Raw genomic sequence first — 19,448 nt, 5'->3', positions numbered from 1 at the left:
CGGGACACGGCCGAACAGCCTCAGCCGTCGACAACCACCGGCTGTTTCATGGGCTGCGCAGCCGAATCGTCGGTCGGCGACCCCAGGGCGGGCGTCTCATCGGGCGTCCGCCCGACCACCATCTCCGGTGACGCCGTCACCGGTGTCTCCCGGCGCGTCCGCAGGCCGCCCTTGATCCGCACACCCGCCCACGCCAGCACCGGCGCGGTCAGGCGCATCGTGAGCGGCGCCAGCACCCGCGGCGTGATCCAGCAGGCGATGGCCGCGACCAGGACACCGGTGGCCACGTCGAGCACGTAGTGATTGCCCGTCAGCACCACCGTGACCGAGACGCCGAACGGGTACAGCCAGCCGAAGCGCCGCGCGAACGAGCCTCCGTTACGACGCCAGGCCCAGGCACACCACACCGCCCAGCCGACGTGCAGGCTCGGGACGGCCGCGTACTGGTTCGTGAGGTGCTCGAACCCGCGCGGCGCACTCGCCCCCGCGCCCCACCAGCCGTAGTCCGACCAGACCCGCAGCATGTCCATCCAGGCGAACCCGGGCAGCAGACGCGGCGGAGCCACGGGCATCGTGACGTAGACGACCAGGCCCATCGCCGACATGACGATCAGCGACCAGAGCGCCTTCTGATAGGACGACGGGTGCCGGCGCCAGAGCCAGACCAGCACCATCGGAGTGACCAGGTAGTGCAGGCTCGCGTAGCCCATCGACAGCGGCACCGCGAGCACTCCGTGCTGCAGCGCCCACTGGTTGACGTCGATCACCCAGCCGAAGCCGAGTTCGTCGTCGAGCCGCAGAATGGCCTGCCCCCGCTCGACCGCCGCGGAGATGTCCTGCCCGGAGAACGAACGGCCCAGCGAGTACAGCATCCAGGCGCCGACGACGAGCAGCAGCTGCCCGGTCACCCCGCCGCGAGGGCGCAGGCGCTTCGTGGTCGGCTCGACCGGTTGTGCCGCAGCGGTTCTGGGACCGGAATCGGGATCGGTCAGGTTCCTCGGCGCAACGCCGGGGGTGGTCTCGACCCGCGGGGGAACCCAGCCCGCGGGCAGCACGGCCACTAGCCGACCCTGTCGACTGCCGGGCGGAAGCCGTTACCGGCCAGCGCCTTTCCCCACCTCGACCGCATTCTTGCCCGCATCTTCCCGCTCCCGTGCTCGACGACGTTGCCGGGCCCTCACCAGAGGGCCGAAAAATCCTAGGTACTGGTTTATCGCCGGGCAGGCGATTTGGCATCCTCCTGGGGTTGTACTACCAGAGCAGTAGATGAACCCCGGGCGACCGAAACTGGGCGTGCGGCATCAGCAATTGCCCCACGCCCAGGCGGAACGGAAACGCCCATGCTCGTTAACGATCACCCCGGGCAAACCATTCCGCCATTCCAGGCGACCCGGTCACATCCGGTGCCCGAACAGAGCCATGGGGACGGCGGATCCGGACACTTTCGGACGGGTGAATCAGCCCCGCAGCGCGGAGGCCAGAATCCTGGGAATCCGCTGCCACGACGGCTTGGCGGCGAATGCGGTGAGCGCGGCGCCGGTGGAATGAGCCGTGCGATTGGTGACGAACCACGGCGGACAGGGCGGTGTGAGGGCGAACTCCCCCGCCGGCAGCGAGCGCGGGGCCGGGCGGAACGGGGCCCGGATGATCGTGCGCTCGGGGTCACGCAGCAGCAGGGAGTTGTGCACCTGGCCGATTCCGCTGCCCACCCGGGCCAATTCGTTGCCCGGATACGCCCCCCAGGGAACGGCCGGCAGCGCGAAACCCAGCCCGATCCAGACATTGATCCCGATACAGCCGTAACGCATTCGGGCGAGCTCTTTCTCGAAATCCGCCCCGAGCTCGCGCAGCGTCGACGGGTGGGCGATCAGGTGCGCCCCGAGGGTGCCGCTGATCGAGTCGTTGGCCAGGGTGACGGCCTCGGAGAGGAAGGCACGGGCGTTGCCCGGGAGCGTCATGATCCCCAGGGCCGGTGCGAAAACCTCGGTGCTGAACAGGTAGTCCCGGGTCGACGCGTCCGCCGGCCCGATCAGGAGGCGACCACCGTCGATCTCCTCGACGTCCGTGCACGACGTGCGCACGCCGTCCATCCGCTGGTCGCTGCCCGGATAGTAGGCCGCCCGCGGCGGGGCCCCAGCCATCGCCCGGCGCAACTGCGCCAGGAACTCGTGCCGCTGGGGCCAGTCCGAGCTGATGATCACGACCTGGGTGGCGACGCAGTTGTAGCCGTTGTTGTGCAACCTCTGCGTGGCCAGGTTCTCGGCCTGGTACCGCAGATCGGCCTGGCTCCAGCGCCCGGGCAGCACGATCGCCGGGGCCACACCGCCCAGTTCGCTGGTGATCGGCTTGGTCAGCAGCGGGGTGCCGGCCTGCTTGCGGGCCGCGCCTTCGGGGCCGGTGCCGAACACGATCGCGTCGTGGGTCTGCGCACTGCCGGTGATGTGCACGTGTCCGACCAGAGGATGATGCACCAGGTAACCCCCGACCTCGCCGTCACCGGTCACGATGCGCATCACACCGTGCTCGATGAGGGGCCGGAAGATCGCCTGGAAGACGCCGAGCAGCGGATCGGTCACCGGGTTGAGCTTGACCAGCACGACCCGATTCGCGGTGAAGAGCTCGTGCAGAGCGTCGAGCACCGGGATCGACGCGACGTTCCCCGCGCCGAGCACCGCACCGATGCCCGCAGTGCGCCCGGGGTCGCGCTGGACCTGACCCGCCTGCGCCTTCACCACCTCGGCGGACACTCCCGGCGGCATCCACACGTCGGCGGTGCAGCCACCGAGGATGATCCGGTCGACCGGGGCGTGCGGCAGTACCCTCACCGTCGTGCGGCCGCCCGGCGCGGAGCCGAAGCGGTATCCGTCCACCGGGCTCCGGCCCTGCTGCAGGGCGCGGAACGTGTCGATGAGGGACGCGAGTGCAGTGAGAAGTCCGTACGGGCCGGACTGCCATTCCTCTCCGGTGAGCGGCGAATCCGTTGGCAGGCCCTTGATCTCGGCTGCGGCCTCCACCCAGTCGTGCGCGTACAGGGCCGTCAGCGCGTGCACCCGGGCCAGCAGCAGTCTCCGGGCCGGAAGCGCCGTGCGGCCCCAGATCTCGACACCCCGGTCGAGATCGGCCAGGGCGGAGTCGACTGCGCTGAACCTCCGGTGCGGAGGGGCCTGGGTGGTCATCGATCCATCATGACCCCGCACTGCACCGGCGGCGATGCCCGAACGAGCACAAATCCGCCGGGTGTTCAGATCAGCGAACTCACCAGCTCGTCGGGCCGGGACGTGCTCAGGACCAGTTCGTTCGCCACCGCGTGCCGCCACACCGTGAGCCGGACCCGGGCCGGGCTGCGCAGCGTGACCCGGACGAAGTGCACCGGCCCGCCCCGGGTCACGGTGGCGCGACCGGAACCGAACGGCACGTCGATGCCCAGGCCGATCGGGGTGAGCGCCGTGGTCGGGTCGAACCGCTCGGCGCGGGTGATCAGTGAGCGGGGCACGTCAGCCCCGCCGATCAGGCCGAACCGCAGGGTCAGGACGCCCGGCCCGACCACGATCCGGCCGCTCAGCGCGCTGGCCATCACGACGAGCACAATGAGGGACGGGGTGAGCAGCGCCGCTGTCAGCACGGCGGCCGGGGTGGCGGGCAGAAGAGCGAAGAGCAGCGCGGCCACGCCGATGATCTCCATCGCGGCGATCAGCCCGACCCCGAGGGTCAGACAGGCCCACGCCAGACGCGGGCCGAGATCGAACACCCGATCCGCGCGCACGCTTTGCCCGGCTTCCCCCATTTAGGAAGTATCGCCGGTTTACCGCTTCCGGTCACTCGAACGACGTTCTGAACCGGTCGATCGGCCCGGTCGTCAAGGCCTGGACAGGCGTTATTACTCTCGAATTGCGTCCCGGCGGAAGTGGATCAATCTAGAGACAGCACCGGGCCGAGGAGCGGCCCGGATGTCCACGAGGAGTGACCACATGACCATCACCGGCATTATCTGGGCTATCGTCATCGGCTTGGTCATCGGCGCCCTGGGACGTCTCGTCGTTCCCGGCAAGCAGAACATCCCGATCTGGCTGACCATCGTCGTCGGTATCGTCGCGGCCCTCATCGGCACCGCGATCGTCGGTTCGCTGAGCGACACGAAGGGCTTCGACTGGATCGAGTTCCTGGTTCAGGTCGTGCTCGCCGCCGTCGGTGTCGCCCTGGTCTCGGGTCTGCGCTCTGGTCGCAGCATCGGTCGATGACCTGACGCACGCCCCCAGAGGGGCCGGACTCCCACCAAGGGAGCCCGGCCCCTCTGCATTTTGGCGCCGTTACGCGATCAGCCTCTGGCCCTCCGTGACCTTGTGCTCTAAAATTATATTACTAAGCAGTAACTTAGTTGGTTCCGTCAGCGCCGAGGGGAACAGCGATGAGCCACTACCGCCACAATCTGCGTGACGTCGAGTTCAATCTCTTCGAGGTCTTCGGCCGGGACCAGGTACTGGGCACCGCACCCTTCGAGGACATCGACGGCGACACCGCCCGCGAGATGCTGCGTGAGATGGCACGTCTCGCCACCGAGGACCTGGCCCCGTCCACCGTCGAGAGCGACCGCAATCCACCCGTGTTCGACCCGGCGACCCATTCGGCCACGCTGCCGGAGTCGTTCGTGCGGGCCTACAACGCCTACGTCGAGTCCGGCTTCTGGCAGATGGGCGTGCCCGAGGAGATCGGCGGCGTGACCGCGCCGAGTTCGCTGCGCTGGTCGATGCTGGAGTTCCTGCTCGGGGCGAACCCGGCGATCCACATGTACGCCACCGGTTTCGACTTCGCCAACATCCTCTACCGGCTGGGCACCCCGGAGCAGCAGCGCCTCGCCGCCCTGCTCGTCGAGAGGCGCTGGGGCGCAACCATGGTGCTCACCGAGCCGGACGCCGGTTCGGACGTGGGCGCCGGCCGCACCCGGGCCGTGCAGGCCGCCGACGGCACCTGGCAGATCACCGGGGTCAAGCGGTTCATCACCTCGGGCGACAGCGATCTGTCCGACAACATCGTGCACTTCGTGCTGGCCCGGCCGGAAGGGGCCGGCCCGGGCACCAAGGGCCTGTCGCTGTTCCTGGTGCCGAAGTTCCAGTTCGACCTCGAGACCGGTGAACTGGGCGAGCGCAACGGCGTCTTCGTCACGAACGTCGAGCACAAGATGGGCCTCAAGGTCTCCACGACCTGCGAGGTGCGGTTCGGTGAGGTGGACGGCATCCCGGCCACCGGCACCCTGCTGGGCGAGGTGCACAACGGCATCGCCCAGATGTTCAAGATCATCGAGGGCGCCCGGATGATGGTGGGCACCAAGGCGATCGCGACTCTCTCCTCCGGCTACCTGAACGCGCTCGACTACGCCAAGGAGCGGGTGCAGGGCGCCGACCTGACGCAGATGGCCGACAAGTCCGCGCCCCGCGTCACCATCACCCACCACCCCGACGTGCGCCGGTCGCTGATGACGCAGAAGGCCTACGCCGAGGGCATGCGGGCGCTGGTGCAGTTCACCGCCACCCAGCAGGACGCGGTGAAGCTCGCCGAGTTGCGGGGCGAACGCGACGAGCGGGCCGAGCGGCTCAACGACTTCCTGCTGCCGATCGTCAAGGGGTTCGGCTCGGAGCGGGCCTGGCACCTGCTCGGGTCCGAAAGCCTGCAGACCTTCGGAGGTTCCGGCTTCCTGCAGGACTACCCGCTGGAGCAGTACGTGCGGGACGCCAAGATCGACACGCTGTACGAGGGCACCACGGCGATCCAGGGCACCGACTTCTTCTTCCGCAAGATCGTGCGCGACAAGGGTCAGTCGTTCGGCGAGATCACCGAGCTGATCACCGAATTCGCGAAGGCCGACAGCGGCGACGGACGGCTCGCGGCCCAGCGCGAGGTGCTCGGCCAGGCCGTCGAGCACCTCCAGGGCATGGTGGCCCACCTGGTGCGGGACGCCCGCTCCGCCGACCCCCGGGTCGAGGGCGCGGACGTGCGCAACATCTACAAGGTCGGCCAGAACACCACCCGGCTGCTGCTGGCCGCCGGCGATCTGCTGGTCGGCTGGCTGCTGCTGCGTCAGGCCGACGTGGCCACCACCGCCCTGGAAGGTTCGGTCAGTGCCTCCGACCGGGCCTTCTACCAGGGCAAGATCGCGGCGGCCGGCTTCTTCGCCGCGCAGGTGCTGCCGCGCCTGGCGGTGGAGCGCTCGATCCTCGAGGGCACCGACAACTCGCTGATGGATCTGGACGAGGCTTCGTTCTGAGCTCAGGGGCCGGTTCCGGTGACCGGAACCGGCCCACTCAGCGGATCTTCGCGAGCTTCCCGATCTCGGACTCGGCCAGTTCGCGGGCCAGCTCGGTGGTCTCCTCCAGGTCGTCACCCGACACCTGCACCCCGGCGACCAGCTCGCGCACCCGCACCACGGTGCGCACCACCGCCTGACCGTCGGTGGTCGCACCCGCCGCCCAGGTCTGTTGCGAACCGGCGACCTCGAGCGGGAGCACCTCCACCGGATCGCTCCAGGTGCAGGTGGAGGTGTCGTTGGCCAGGGAGGTCAGGGCGTCGGCGGCCGCGTCGGTGCTGGCCCAGCGGGTGACGATGAGCGACACGTCGTTCTTCTCACCGGTCCAGCGCCATTCGCGCTGCTGGGCGTTGTCGGTGGATCCGGGGGTGGCGGCCGCCGCCCCGGTCGGCCCGGCACAGTTCAGCCCGGAGACCAGCTCCGGGTCGACCGAGCCACTGCTGGCCCCGGCCGCGGCCCCGGACAGCGACGACCCCTCGGGCAGGTCGGCCTCGCTGAAACCGGCAGCCTCGGGCACCGGCTCGGCGTCGTGCTGCTTGGGCAGCAGGGCCGCCGCCTGCAGCGAGGCCGGGCGCTCGGCCGTGGCCAGCTGCCAGCCGGCCGGCACCGCGATCAGCACCGCCAGCGCACCGACGGCAGCACCGATCCGCTGCGTACGAACACGCCGGGACCGGCGTCTGCTGCCGGCCGCGAGCGCGGCGACATCGACGTTGGTTGCTCCCAGCCGTTCGTGCAGAGCGACGTCGAGCCGCGCCGCGAGCTCGTCGTCCACTCCCTGCTCCGTCATCGCGCCTTTTCCTCACTTCTGGAGTCCCGTTTCGCCGGCATCCCGTCGGCTTTCCTCCCGCGGGCAAGACGCGGGCCAGAGCGTAAACGTTGCACGAGCAACAGAAAGTTTCCCGCTACCGTGCCCGGGTGCACCATCCACCGCTCCGGCCAGCCCTGATCGTGCTAACGGAGCAGGTCAGGCGCCTGCCAGGGCTCGTCGAGCACGGTGTGGGCGAGGAACGCGAAGACGGTGGAGTACCAGAGGCGGGCGTTCTGCGGCTTGAGGATCCAGTGGTTCTCGTCGGGGAAGACCAGCAGCCGGTGCGCCATGGTGCCCTCGGCGTCGACGTTGAGCTCGGCCAGCCGGGCGAAGAGGGCCAGGGACTCGCTGACCGGGGCCCGGTAGTCCTTGTCGCCGTGGGTGATCAGCATCGGGGTGCTGATCTTCTCGGCGTGCGCGGACGCGGTGTTGGCGGCCCGGTTCGGCGAGCTCATGACCTGGCGCCAGAAGAAGCCGGCGTCGGTGGTGAGGCGGAAGGTCTCGAGATCCCAGATGCCGGCGTGCGACACGATCCCGCGGAACCGGTCGGTGTGGCCCGCGATCCAGTTGGCCATGTAACCGCCGAACGAGGCGCCCATCGCGGCGGTGCGGTCGGCGTCGATGTCGGGCCGGGCCTCGATCGCGTCGGTGATCGCGATCAGGTCGGTGTAGGGCGCGCCGCCCCAGCCCGACCAGCCCCGGCGGAACCAGTCCTGCCCGTAGCCGGTGGACAGGGCCGGGTCGGGCAGCAGCACGGCGTAGCCCCGGGCGGCGGCGAGCCACGGGTTCCAGCGCCAGCTCCAGGCGTTCCACGAGCCGGCCGGGCCACCGTGGATCCACAGCAGCAGCGGGGCCGGGTTCTCCGGACCCGCCCCCTCCGGAAGCACGAGCCAACCGCGGACGGTGACCGAGGCTGGGGGCACCTCTCCGGGCCGAAGGTCTGGGGGGACCACCATGGTCTCGATCTCGGTGACCGTGCCCGGCAGCGTGAGCGGTGCGGCCGGGCCGCGCAGAGGCGTGACCTCGCCGGTCTGCGGGTCGATGCGCACGGGGGCGGGCGGTGAGCCGACGGTCGAGTGCAGGGCGAAAAGGGCTGCGCCGTCACGGGATATCGCCAGGTCGGTGAACGCACCGGAACTGGTCAGCCGGCGCACGCTGCGGTCGTCGAGGTCGAACCGGAACACCGGCGAGTGCCCCTGGTCGTCGGCTGCCACCAGCAGGGCCTCACCGTCGGGCGTCCACACGACCGAGCCGCTGGGCCAGCGGTCCCACCCCGGGGACGCCTCGCGGGTCTCACCGGTGGCCAGGTGCAGCACCACCAGCCGCAGGTGGCCCGGCTCGTCGGGGGTGGGGGTCTGCTCGGCGATCAGCGCGACCTTGGTGCCGTCGGCCGAGATCACCGGGTTGATGAACTCGGTGCCGGGGGTGTCGAGGAGGGTGCGGCGCTCGCCGGTGGCCACGTCGATCGCTACCAGAGTGGGCCGCAACTGGCCGCCGGTGGTGTGCTTCTGCCAGGAGGCGATGACCGTGGTGCCGTCGGGGGTGACGGCGTAGTCGGGGCCGGGACGCAGCGCCGGGCCGGTGTGCCCGGTGAGGTCGCGGGTGCTGCCCTCGCCGGTGACGGCGTAGAGGCGGTCGGTCTCCGGCCCCCAGAAGTCGTCCCACCAGCGGAACGGCGCACTCTCGTGCAGGGTGGCGACGACCTTGGACTCCTTGCGGGCCTTGCGGCGCCGCTCGTCGTCACCGGTGGTGGTGGACGAGGGCAGGGTGGGCGAGGTCAGCACCACGGTGCCGGCGTCGGCCGCCACCACCGCACTGCTCACGCCGCCGGGACGGGTGACGAAGGGCCGGGCCTCGCCACCCCGCGCGGGCAGCAGCCACAGCGAGGGTGGGCGCTCTTCCTCGTCGTCGTCGGGATCGGGCCGCGAGGAGACGAACAGCAGGTCGCCGTCGGGCCGGAACCGGGCGCCGCTCTCGCTGTCGGAACCCCAGGTGAGACGGGTGGCCTCCGGGCCCTCGGGGTCGGCCGAGATCTCCCAGAGCGAGCTGACGAACGTGGTGCGCTGGGCCCCCAGCACGGAGACGGCCGTGATCAGCCGCTGTCCGTCGGGAGACAGAGCCAGCCCGGAGAGCCGGGGCAGCTCGAGGTAGTGGTCCAGGTCGCCGAAGCCGCGCTCGGGAGAATTCACCCGATTCGTCCTATCACGAAGACGGCGGCTCTGCCGGGCTCTGGTTCTTCTTTCCGGAGAGCTTGGCCAGCATCTGGTTGTAGGCCTCGAGCTCGGCGTCGCCGTCGCGGTCGGCCTGCCGGTCGTGCCGCCGGGCCTCGCGGCCGTCGGACCTCGCCCACTGGATCATCAGCACGATCGCGATGAGCAGGGTCGGGAACTCGCCGATGCCCCAGCCGATGCCGCCACCGGTCTGCTGGTCGGCGAGCAGGCCCTCGCCCCAGGTGCGGCCCAGGTTGTCGAAGAACTGCGGCTGCAGCACGGTTTCGCCGTTCATGAGGGCGAGGAAGAAGAACGCGTGGAAGGCCATGGTGGCCAGCAGCACGATCAGCCGCAGCGGGAACCCCATGCGCTTGGGGCCCGGGTCGACGCCGATCATCGTCCAGGCGAAGAGGTAGCCGCTGAGCAGGAAGTGCACGTCCATCAGCTCGTGGCCGGTGTGCGTGGTGAGGGCCAGCTCGAACAGGTCGGAGTAGTAGAAGACGACCAGACTGCCGGCGAACACCGCGGCCGCGACCGGCGGGAACGAGATGAACTGCAGGTAGCGGGATTCCGTGATGACGAGCAGCCACTCACGCGGGCCGCGGCTGCCGTCTTTTCGCACCGCCAGCGTGCGCAGCGCCAGCGTGACCGGGGCCGCGAGCACCAGCAGCGGCGGCACGATCATCGTGAGCATCATGTGCATGACCATGTGCCCGCTGAACGTGACGCGGCCGTAGACCGCGGGACCGCTGCAGGTGGTGTAGACCAGCAGGGCCAGGCCGAGTACCAGCGAGATCGTGCGCCCCACCGGCCAGGCGTCACCGCGGCGGCGCAGCTTCACCACCCCGGCGACGTAGGCGTAGAGAACGACCGCGGCGATGACGACCCACATCAGGTCGGGCTGCCAGGACGTGAACCAGCGGGCGAAGGTGGGCGCGGCCGGCATCGGATAGCCGGTGATGGCCTGCGCCAGGTCGGTGGTGCGCTGGCCCTCGTTCGGCGGGGGCGTGCGGGACAGGGCCGAGGCCAGGCCGAACGCGACCGCCATGACGCCCAGCTCGACCACGGCGAGGCGGGTGAACGCGCCCTTCCTGCCGGCCTCGAGGTCGGGCAGCGTGGCCTCGCGGTGCCGGTAGCCGAACAGGCCGAGCAGGATCAGGGCCACGGTCTTGCCGAGCAGGAGCAGGCCGTAGCTGTTGCCGAGGTTGCCCAGGTTGCCCACCCGCAGCCAGGAGTTGATCAGGCCGGACAGGCCCACCGCGATGAACGACCAGAGCGCGAAGGTGGAGTAGCGCTGCGCCGCGTTGGACAGCACCGGGCCCTTGATCGTGGGGGCGAGCAGCAGCAGCGCGATCAGGCCGCCGACCCACACCGAGGCCCCGAGCAGGTGCAGGCCCAGGCTGGTGACGGCGGTCTGGTGGTCGGCGCTGCTGCTGGCGTGCCCGTTCAGCGCGGTCGGGATCAGGCAGGCGAACGAGCCCCCGGCCAGCCACGCGGCCGAGCTGGTCTTGACCGCGCCCGCCGCGAGCAGGCCGACCACGGCGGCCCCGGCGGCGGTCAGGCCCAGGCCTCGGCCCAGGTCGATGTCGCGCGTGTAGGCGACCAGCTGGCTGCCGAAGCCCGGGCTGTCGATCGGGGAGCCCAGCACGTCGGCCAGGTTGAACACGAGCAGGGCGATCGCGGACAGCGCCCAGATCGTGGAGGAGGCCGCCGCGATCAGGAAGGCCGGGCGGTGGGCCTGGCCGTGCTTGCCCACCGGCAGCGCGATCGCCGTCAGCAGCAGCACGCCGACCGTGACCGAACCGGCGATGTCGGCGATCACGCGGGCGTAGATCAGGCCCCAGCGCACCAGGGGCCCGGCGTCCTGCAGGATGCTGGGCGCGACCGCGCCCGAGCCGGCCGCGGCCACCCCGGCCACGGCCAGAGCGAGCACGACCAGAACGGTGCCCACCGCGGCCATCCGGCCCAGATCGGCGGGGCGGGGCGTCGTCGTGCTGCTCACCTGGGTCGTCATCCGTTCACGTCGTCCTGTTACAGCCGCCGGTCGGCCAGCACCGGGAACGTGGCCCGGTACTGCTCGATCGCCGCCACGTCGATGTCGGCCACCAGAACGGCCTCGTTGTCGCCGGCCTCGGCCAGCACCTCACCGGTGGCCGACACGATCTGGCTGTGCCCGCCCATGGTGACGCCGGCGTGGGTGCCGGCGGTGTTGCACTGAATCATCACGGCCTGGTTCTCGACCGCGCGGGCGCGCCCGAGCAGACGCCAGTGCTCGACCCGGGCGGCCGGCCAGGCGGCGGGCACCACGAACAGGTTGGCCCCCTGCTCGGCGAGGCTGCGGAACAGCTCCGGGAAACGCAGGTCGTAGCAGGTGGCCAGACCCGCGACGACCGGGCCGGCGGCGGTCTCCCACTCGGCCAGCACCTGCTCGTCACCGGCCTCGATCAGGTCGGGCTCACCGGCGGCGAAGCCGAACCGGTGGATCTTGCGGTAGGTGAGCAGGGGCTCGCCCTCGTCACCGATCAGCACCGACGTGTTCCACAGCCCCCGGCCCTCCGGCCCCCGGTCGGCCCCGGGCGCGGCGGCCTCGATGATCGACCCGGCGTGCACGAAGGCCCCGATCGACCGGGCCGCCGCCGAGATCGCGGTGATGGTGGGCCCGTCGACCGGCTCGGCCGCCGCCGCCCAGCCCCGGTAGCCGAAGCCGGTGGGCGCCCACAGCTCGGGCAGCACCACCAGGTCGGCCCCCTGCTGCTCAGCCACCAGCGCGGCGACGCGCTGCACCCTCTCGGAGAGGGGCTCGTCGTCGCCGTAGGCCACCTGGAGCACGTGTACGCGCATGCGAGGAGCCTACGGCCCGCCACCGACAGACTTCCGGCCGCCCGCTCACCTGGTTGCCTGACACAATCACCGCACAGATTTCCGCCGCCCGGCCCTTACCCCGCGGGCCCTGGCGTCCGATGCACCCCTCACCACAGCCTCCGCGTAGAGGAAGACGATGCCGGAAGAACCGGAACGGCCCGAACCCGGCCAGATGATGGCCGATCCCGGCACCACCCCGGAACCCGGCGCGGCCGAGGCCCTCACGCACCGGCAGATCCTGGTGATCATCAGCGGCCTGATGATGGGCATGCTGCTCGCGGCCCTGGACCTGACCATCGTCTCGACGTCGATCCGCACCATCGCCGACGACCTCGACGGGCTCAGCATCCAGGCCTGGGTGACCACGGCGTACCTGATCACCTCCACGATCAGCACCCCGCTCTACGGCAAGCTGTCCGACCTCTACGGCCGGCGCCCGTTCTTCCTCACCGCGATCTCGCTGTTCGTGGTCGGTTCGGCGCTGTGCGGCCTGGCCCAGGACATGTACCAGCTGGCTGCCTTCCGGGCGTTCCAGGGACTGGGGGCGGGCGGTCTGTTCTCGCTGGCCCTGGCGATCGTCGGCGACATCGTCCCGCCGCGCGACCGGGCCAAGTACCAGGGCTACTTCCTGGCCGTCTTCGGATCGTCGAGCGTGCTCGGGCCGCTGGTCGGCGGGTTCTTCGCGAGCGCCGACACCATCGCGTGGGTCAGCGGCTGGCGCTGGGTCTTCCTGATCAACGTGCCCATCGGTTTCGTCGCGCTCACCGTCGTGGCCCGCGTCCTCCACATCCCCCACACCCGCCGCGACCACCGCATCGACGTGCCCGGTGCCGTCGCGCTCGCCGTGACCCTGGTGCCCCTGCTGATGGTGGCCGAGCAGGGCCGCGAATGGGGCTGGACCAGCGGCGGCTCGATCGCCTGCTACGTGATCGGCCTGGCCGGATTCGCCGCCTTCCTGACGGCCGAGCGGCGCATCGGTGACGACGCCCTGATCCCCCTGCGTCTCTTCGGCAACCGCACCTTCACCATCGGTTCCACCCTCAACACGATCATCGGCATGGGCATGTTCGGTGGCCTGGCCGCGCTCCCGCTCTACCTGCAGATCGTGCGGGGCCACGGCCCGACCGAGTCCGGCCTGCTGATGCTGCCCCTGACCGCCGGGATGATGACCGGCTCGATCCTCTCCGGCCAGGTCATCTCACGCACCGGCCGCTACAAGATCTTCCCGATCGCCGGCTCGGTGCTGTTCACGCTCGGCATGTTCCTGTACTCGACCCTGACCGTGGACACCTCGCTGGTCCTGGTCGGCACGTTCGCCCTGATCTTCGGCCTGGGGCTGGGTTTCAACATGCAGACGCTGGTGCTGGCGATGCAGAACTCGGTTCCGCCGCGGGACATGGGGGTGGCCACCTCGTCGGCCACCTTCTTCCGGCAGATGGGCGGCACGCTCGGCACCGCCGTGTTCCTCTCGGTGCTGTTCGGCACGGTCGCCGGCAACATCGCCGCCCAGATCCAGAAGGCCGCCGGGAATCCCGACTCGGCCTTCAGCCGGGCGCTGGCCGATCCGTCGGTGGCGTCCGACCCGGTCAACGCGCCGATCGTGAACCTGGTGAAGAGCGGTGACACCGGTGGTCTCTCGATCGACGACACCTCGTTCCTGAACCGGCTGGACCCGGATCTGGCGCGGCCGATCCTGCAGGGTTTCGCCGACTCGATGCACCTGGTCTTCGCGATCGGGGCCGCCGTGCTGGCCCTGGCCTTCCTGATCAGCTGGTTCCTCCCGGAGGAGAAGCTGCGCACGCAGTCGGGTCTGCAGGCCCGCGCCGCCGCGGAGTAGAACCCACCCACCCGAGCCGACCGACGCGTCCAAAAGCGTGGTTCTGCTTCGCCGACCCCACCGAAGGGTGACCGACCGGCCGGTCGATGCGCCCGGCCCACCCGGTTTTGGGTTCACACCGGCCCTCACCTTCCCGGGTGGTCGCGCAGAGCCGAACAGAGCAGTGCTTGAGGACGACGTGGTCGCCCGGGTGCGCGGGTCACCTCCCGCACATCCCGGAAACGTGCTGATTCAGCGTCCCGTCCGGACGGGTGAGATCGCCGCCCGTCCGCGTGAGGGCCGAAACGAGCCATGGCGCAATGAAACTCGGCCACCTCACGATCAGGGCTCCGAACCGCCCGATCCCGAGGACGTGATCCGTGAGAGCTCAGCTGACCGCCCGCGCCGCCACCACCCTGGGCACCATCGTTCTTCTCGTCACCATCGCCGGAGCCGGCCACAAGTGGTGGTGACGGCAGCGGGGTCCGCGATTCCCGCCGTGAGCCCCGCGTGATCCTCTCGGTGCTGGCCGCCCTGCTCCTGCTGCTCCCGGTGGCGCTGGGCGGCCGGCTCTCGAGACTGGCGCAGATCCGCATCGCGGGCCGGCACTGGCTCCTGGCGGGGCTCCTGCTGCAGGTCGCGGCAATCGGCCTGGCCGGGCGGGTGGCGCGACCGGTCCTCGCGGCCCTGCACGTGAGCAGCTACCTGGTGCTGGGGGCGGTGCTCTGGACCAACCGGTCGATGCCGGGGGCGGGGCTGATCGGCACGGGCGGTCTGCTCAACGGCGTGACCATCACCGCGAACGGCGGCACCCTTCCGGCCTCGGTCTCCGCCATGCACACCGCCGGCCTGCACACCGCCGGGCTCACGGCCGACGAGGACTTCAGCAATTCCGCCCCGATGGAATCGCCGACGCTGTGGTTTCTCGGCGACATCTTCGCGATCCCGGCGTCCGTACCGCTCGCGAATGTGTTCAGCGTGGGAGACGTGATCATCCTGGGCGGAGTGGCAGTGGCTGCCGTGGGGATCTGCGGCACCCACTGGAGCAGCCCGTCGTCACTCAGTGGCACGTCCCGGTGACGATTCGAGCGTCGTGATACCCAGCCGGGCGTGGCAGGATTCGCGGGATGCAGAACATCTTGATCAAGGTTCTGGTGAACGCGGTGGCGATCTGGGTGGCCACCGCGGTGATTCCCGGCGTCGAGGTGAGCGGAGACAGCACCGGCCGCACCATCGTGACCCTGCTCGTGGTGGGCGCGATCTTCGGTGTGGTGAATGCGATCATCAAACCGGTCGTGAAACTCTTCTCTTTCCCGTTTTACATCCTCACACTGGGTTTGTTCGCTTTCGTCGTCAATGCCCTGATGCTTGAGCTCGTGGCGTGGCTGTCGGATCAGCTGAGCATCTCGTTCACGATCGATGATTTCTTCTGGTCGGCCATCGGTGCTGCCGTAGTGGTGACGTTCGTGAGTATGGTGCTCAACCTGGTTCTTCCCGACAGTGACTGAAAGTGGCCACCCCTAGCGCTTCCGGCCGCAATATCGGCGGCGGGCAGCGGTACCGGGGTGAGCGTGGGAGGATCGACTCTGGTCGAGAGCCACGCGATCCGTCTGCCGGAGCCAGCCGGTGGCCGGCGGTCCGAGTGGCTGTGGAAGGGGTAACGGCACGTGGACGACGAGCAGGGGCCCTGGTGGACCCGCCCGCCGGAGCCAGGTCGGGTGCAGACACGCGACGAAGAGCGTGGCACCTCATCCGGGTCCGGAGGAACGTCCCCGGACGACGAGGGGTCCGACCCGTACGACACGGAGATCTACCGCCCGGGAGCGGGTGATCCGCAGGGGGCCTACCCACCGCCCGCCGCAGCGGACAACCAGCCTCCGGCGGTTATGCCGGCTGCCGACTTCGCGCCCTGGTTCGCCCATCAGAACTCCGGGCGCCACGGGGCCCCGAGCCAGCCGGGTCTACCGGCCGCACCCTCGCACGAGGGCCCCTCCCCGTACACGCAGCCCGATCAGGGTGGCTGGGCCGAGGGCGCGCAGGACACGACCCAGGTCGTGCCGCCGGTGCCGTCCGAGCCCGACCAGACCCAGGTCGTGCCCCCGGTCGCGGGCAACCAGAACGCGGCCACGATGCCGCTGCCGCTGATCGGTGACGAGCTGCCGCCCGAGGCGGCCGCACCCGCCGCTCCGGCGGCCCCGAAGAAGAAGCCGGTGATCCGCCGGGTCGCGGCCCCCGAGCCGCCCGCGAAACCGTCGCGGCCGCAGCGTCCGCCGGTGCCCGAAGACCGCAACGCCTACGCCCCGCCGCAGAACGGCGACATCTGGGCCACCTTCAGCGGCCCGATCCCGCTGCCCGACGAGGTCCTGGCCCAGCAGGGCAAGGCGCCGCAGACACGCAAGCCGGTCAAGCCGGCACCCGCGCCCGACCCCGTGCCCCACGGTGACGACTCGCCGCCCAGCGCGGTGAAGCAGTTCTTCACCACCCAGCTGCCCGAGGCCCGGTTCGTGCTCATCGCCGTGGCCGGTGGCCTGGTGCTGCTGCTGATCGTGCTGGTGGCGCTGCTGTCCGGCCGGGGCGACGGCGGCGACGGATCCACGGCCGGCAGCACGCCGACGGCCCCGCAGCCGGTCGAGCTGGGTGGCCGCGATCCCGACGGCCTCCAGAACCTCACCCAGGTGTCGGCGTCACGACTGCTGAAGAAGGCCGGGGTGGCTTCCGGCGGCACCATCGTCTCGGCGTTCACCTGGGACGACAACAACGGCAAGAACCTGGTCGCCGCGATCAAGGTGCCCACCGCCAACAGCAAGACCACCCTGAAGGTCGTGCAGGTGGCCCGCCTCGACGCCGACAAGCCCAAGGTGCTGCGCTCGATGACCGACCCCGACCTGCCCCAGTGCAAGACCGGCCGGGCCGGTGGGCAGGCGGCGTTCGCCGAGAACGGCCTGCGGGTGCGTGACCTCGACGCCGACGGCTACGCCGAGGTGCTCGCGGGCTGGTCGTCGCGCTGCGGCGCCGAAGACACGCCCAGCGAGGCCAAGCTGGCGCTGGTCAGCAACGGCACGAAGTACATCGTGCGGGGTTCCGGCGTGGTCGGCTCGCAGACCGGCGCCACCACCCCCGACCCGGCGGTCGACGAGTGGCCGAACGATTTCTACGCCACCACGGCCAAGATCTACGCGGAGATGTTCTTCCCGGTCACCAAGTAACCCCGGTCCCACGACGAAGGCCGCTCACCCGTCGCCGGGTGGGCGGCCTTCGTCGTTGATCTCGTGTGCTGCCTCGGGTCTGGCGGGTTGCCTCAGATTTCCAGGGCCAGCCCGGGGAGAACGGTTCCGGTCAGCGCCGCCCCGGGCAGCCGCAGCTTCGACCGCCGCACCCCGCTCCCGATGACCACTCGCGGATGCGCGGCCACGCCCTCCGAGATCAGCAGCTGCCACTCCGGCGGCAGGCCGATCGGGGTGATGCCGCCGTACTCCATGCCCGTCGCCTGCTCCACCTCGGCCAGCGGCGCGAACGACGCCTTGCGCACGTTCAGGTGCCGGCGCACCACCCCGTTGACGTCGGCCCGGGTCGCCCCGAGCACCAGGCAGGCAGCCAGTGAGACCTCGCCACCGCGCTTGCCCGACACCAGCACGCAGTTGCCGCAGTCCTCGAGGGTCACGTCGCTGTACTGCTCGACCAGCACGGCCGTGTCCGAGTGGGCCGGATCGATCTCGGCGACCTCGACCACGGCGGCCAGGGCCGGGTCGCTCTCGATCGCCTTGCGCACGGTGTCGGCGAGCAGGTCAGGGCGTTCGGACGCGGGTTGCCAGGTGAGGTTCATGTTCTCGAGTCTGCCGTCAACGGCAGGAAGAGGGGCACATATCCGCTGTCGCGATCCGCGGCGGACCGCCAGCGGGTGAGCAGATTGGTCTTGGCCGGCACCGGTTCCCCGGCGAGCACGGCCTCCAGCTCGGCGAACGGCTCGGCCTCGGCCAGCTGGTCGTGGACGGCCGCCCAGAGCGCCGGTTCGGCTCCCGGGTCGCGGTCGGCCAGGGCCGAGACCAGCCCGCCGACGTGATTCGCGAGCAGGCAGTAGCCGACCCGGTCCCAGCCCCGGCCGCGCGGAGTGCCGACATGGGCACGGACCGGTTCGGGCATCGCGGCGAGGTCGTCGGGCCGCTGCTCGCGCACCAGCTTCACACCTTCCAGATCACGCAGGACGAGCTGCACCGGCAGGCCCTGCGGATCGAGCCCGACCACCACGTTCTGCAGGTGGGCCTCGAAGACCACGCCGTGCCGGGCGAAGGCGTGCAGCACCGGCGGCAGCAGGTGCCGCAGGTAGCGCCGCCACCAGTCGAGCAGCAGCGAACGGTCGCTGGTGAGACGCGAGAGCAGCCGCTGCACGATCGGGTGCGGCACCGGCTCGGCGAGCGCCGCCGACGGCACGGCCAGCACCCCCGGGGCGAGCGCGCCCAAGCCCTCACGGTGGATCACGCCGAGCTGGTCGGCCGTGCCGGGACCCAGGTCGGCCGTCATCCCGCGGGTCTCGCGCAGCAGCACCGTGCCGGGGAAGCGGACGGCCAGCTCCCGGCGCAGCGACTCGAGCAGCCCGGCCAGCGTGACCGCGGCCTGCACCTCGTGCCAGGGGTTGATGCGCAGGCAGTTGGTGATGAGCACACTCAGGCTGAGCTTCACGAATCCGGTGTCGTCGGCCGCGACCGTGCGCACCGACGACGTGGGGCGCATCATCGGGCCGCTCGGGCCCAGGTCGATGGCGCGGCCGTCGCCGAGAGCGGCCGGCAGCTCTCGCCCCCGGCTGAGGATCGCGTACTGCCAGGGGTGCAGAGGCAGCAGGCGGTAGCCCGAGGGAGCCTGGTCGTGGTCCGGTTCCGCGCCAATCTCGCGCACCAGCTCCGACCGCACGGCCAGGTGGTGCAGCTGGAACCGGGCGCCCAGCTCGGGGGCGTACCGCCGGATCTCACCCACGGATCCCGACCTGGCCTTGGGAGCCGGGTGGTAGCGGTGCCCGGCGAGCAGCGACTGCTCGAGGTCGAGGTACGGGTGTGGCGACGGCTCGGGCACCGGCCGCCGCAGGGCCTCGGCGATCAGCCCGTTCGAGATCGCGATCTGACCGGTCAGGTGCTCGGCCGTCGCGCCGGTGATGGCGGTCAGCTCGGCGTCCACCAGCTCGAGCACTTCACGCCAGCTCAGCGGCTTTTCGCCCGATTCAACCTGACCACTGAATCGCGGCTGCATAGTTTCACGGGAAACATTGCCCATCGGCCGCAGCAGCCCGGCACTTAAGGTCCTGTCCGATTTCTCCAGCCGGATGGTCACCCGGTCGGCCCCGTCCGGCGTGACGAGACCGGCCGGACCGGAGACCTCCCGCACCAGGCAGTTGAGCAGGGCGATGATGGTGACGGCCTCGGCGCTCACCGCATCGGACCGTCGCACCAGATTGCTGCGGCCCTC

At 70.5% G+C, this 19,448-nt stretch carries 15 protein-coding genes; 6 read left to right on the top strand and 9 right to left on the bottom strand.

The genetic code is table 11. The features are described from left to right. Positions 1-20 precede the first annotated feature (20 nt). The 3 genes from J2S57_RS11055 to J2S57_RS11045 all read right to left on the bottom strand — a co-directional run bounded on the left by J2S57_RS11055 (position 21) and on the right by J2S57_RS11045 (position 3,784). Positions 21-1,061, bottom strand: coding sequence for a phosphatase PAP2 family protein (locus J2S57_RS11055; RefSeq protein WP_307241256.1), 1,041 nt, complete (start codon positions 1,059-1,061; stop codon positions 21-23). A 396-nt stretch (positions 1,062-1,457) separates the two neighbouring features. Next, positions 1,458-3,176, bottom strand: a complete 1,719-nt coding sequence (locus tag J2S57_RS11050; protein WP_307241254.1) for an aldehyde dehydrogenase family protein — start codon at positions 3,174-3,176, stop codon at positions 1,458-1,460. Positions 3,177-3,241: 65 nt separating this feature from the next. Next, positions 3,242-3,784, bottom strand: coding sequence for a hypothetical protein (locus tag J2S57_RS11045; protein WP_307241252.1), 543 nt, complete (start codon positions 3,782-3,784; stop codon positions 3,242-3,244). A gap of 184 nt (positions 3,785-3,968) precedes the next feature. On the opposite strand from J2S57_RS11045, the gene J2S57_RS11040 reads away from it, so the two are divergent. Next, positions 3,969-4,238 carry a GlsB/YeaQ/YmgE family stress response membrane protein gene (locus J2S57_RS11040; RefSeq protein ID WP_307241250.1) on the top strand — a complete coding sequence of 90 codons (270 nt, stop codon included), beginning with the start codon at positions 3,969-3,971 and terminating at the stop codon, positions 4,236-4,238. Positions 4,239-4,405: 167 nt separating this feature from the next. Further along, a complete protein-coding gene (locus tag J2S57_RS11035; RefSeq protein WP_307241247.1) occupies positions 4,406-6,259 on the top strand; it encodes an acyl-CoA dehydrogenase in 1,854 nt (617 codons plus the stop codon). 37 nt (positions 6,260-6,296) lie between these two features. Here J2S57_RS11035 and J2S57_RS11030 read toward each other — a convergent pair whose 3' ends face one another. From J2S57_RS11030 to J2S57_RS11015, 4 genes are all read right to left on the bottom strand, one after another. Continuing rightward, entirely contained in the window at positions 6,297-7,085 is a 789-nt protein-coding gene (locus J2S57_RS11030; protein ID WP_307241245.1) for a hypothetical protein, read from the bottom strand. Between the two features lie 164 nt (positions 7,086-7,249). Beyond that, on the bottom strand, positions 7,250-9,295 hold the full coding sequence (locus J2S57_RS11025; RefSeq protein WP_307241243.1) for a S9 family peptidase: 2,046 nt from the start codon (positions 9,293-9,295) through the stop codon (positions 7,250-7,252). A 13-nt stretch (positions 9,296-9,308) separates the two neighbouring features. Beyond that, entirely contained in the window at positions 9,309-11,330 is a 2,022-nt protein-coding gene (locus J2S57_RS11020; protein WP_307241241.1) for a bifunctional copper resistance protein CopD/cytochrome c oxidase assembly protein, read from the bottom strand. Between the two features lie 17 nt (positions 11,331-11,347). Further along, positions 11,348-12,157 (bottom strand): carbon-nitrogen family hydrolase, encoded by an 810-nt coding sequence (locus tag J2S57_RS11015; protein ID WP_307241239.1) that lies wholly within the window; start codon positions 12,155-12,157, stop codon positions 11,348-11,350. 157 nt (positions 12,158-12,314) lie between these two features. On the opposite strand from J2S57_RS11015, the gene J2S57_RS11010 reads away from it, so the two are divergent. From J2S57_RS11010 to J2S57_RS10995, 4 genes are all read left to right on the top strand, one after another. Then, a complete protein-coding gene (locus J2S57_RS11010; protein ID WP_307241237.1) occupies positions 12,315-14,015 on the top strand; it encodes an MDR family MFS transporter in 1,701 nt (566 codons plus the stop codon). 489 nt (positions 14,016-14,504) lie between these two features. Beyond that, positions 14,505-15,074, top strand: coding sequence for a DUF5317 family protein (locus J2S57_RS11005; protein ID WP_307241235.1), 570 nt, complete (start codon positions 14,505-14,507; stop codon positions 15,072-15,074). A gap of 47 nt (positions 15,075-15,121) precedes the next feature. After that, the gene (locus J2S57_RS11000) at positions 15,122-15,502 is read left to right on the top strand and encodes a phage holin family protein (RefSeq protein WP_307241232.1); all 381 of its coding nucleotides are present in this window, start codon (positions 15,122-15,124) and stop codon (positions 15,500-15,502) included. 378 nt (positions 15,503-15,880) lie between these two features. Continuing rightward, positions 15,881-17,200 (top strand): M949_RS01915 family surface polysaccharide biosynthesis protein, encoded by a 1,320-nt coding sequence (locus tag J2S57_RS10995; RefSeq protein ID WP_307241230.1) that lies wholly within the window; start codon positions 15,881-15,883, stop codon positions 17,198-17,200. A 92-nt stretch (positions 17,201-17,292) separates the two neighbouring features. Here the strand turns inward: J2S57_RS10995 and J2S57_RS10990 are convergent, their stop codons facing one another. Continuing rightward, positions 17,293-17,817 carry a YbaK/EbsC family protein gene (locus J2S57_RS10990; RefSeq protein ID WP_307241228.1) on the bottom strand — a complete coding sequence of 175 codons (525 nt, stop codon included), beginning with the start codon at positions 17,815-17,817 and terminating at the stop codon, positions 17,293-17,295. Continuing rightward, positions 17,814-19,412: an IucA/IucC family protein gene (locus J2S57_RS10985; protein WP_307241226.1), complete on the bottom strand. Its 1,599-nt coding sequence runs from the start codon at positions 19,410-19,412 to the stop codon at positions 17,814-17,816. Before J2S57_RS10985 ends, J2S57_RS10990 begins: the two co-directional genes overlap by 4 nt. Positions 19,413-19,448 lie beyond the last annotated feature (36 nt).

It is taken from the genome of Kineosporia succinea, assembly GCF_030811555.1.
GTDB lineage: Bacteria > Actinomycetota > Actinomycetes > Actinomycetales > Kineosporiaceae > Kineosporia > Kineosporia succinea.
Note: the sequence above shows the minus strand (reverse complement) of the source record. Positions and strands in the feature narration are given on the sequence as shown.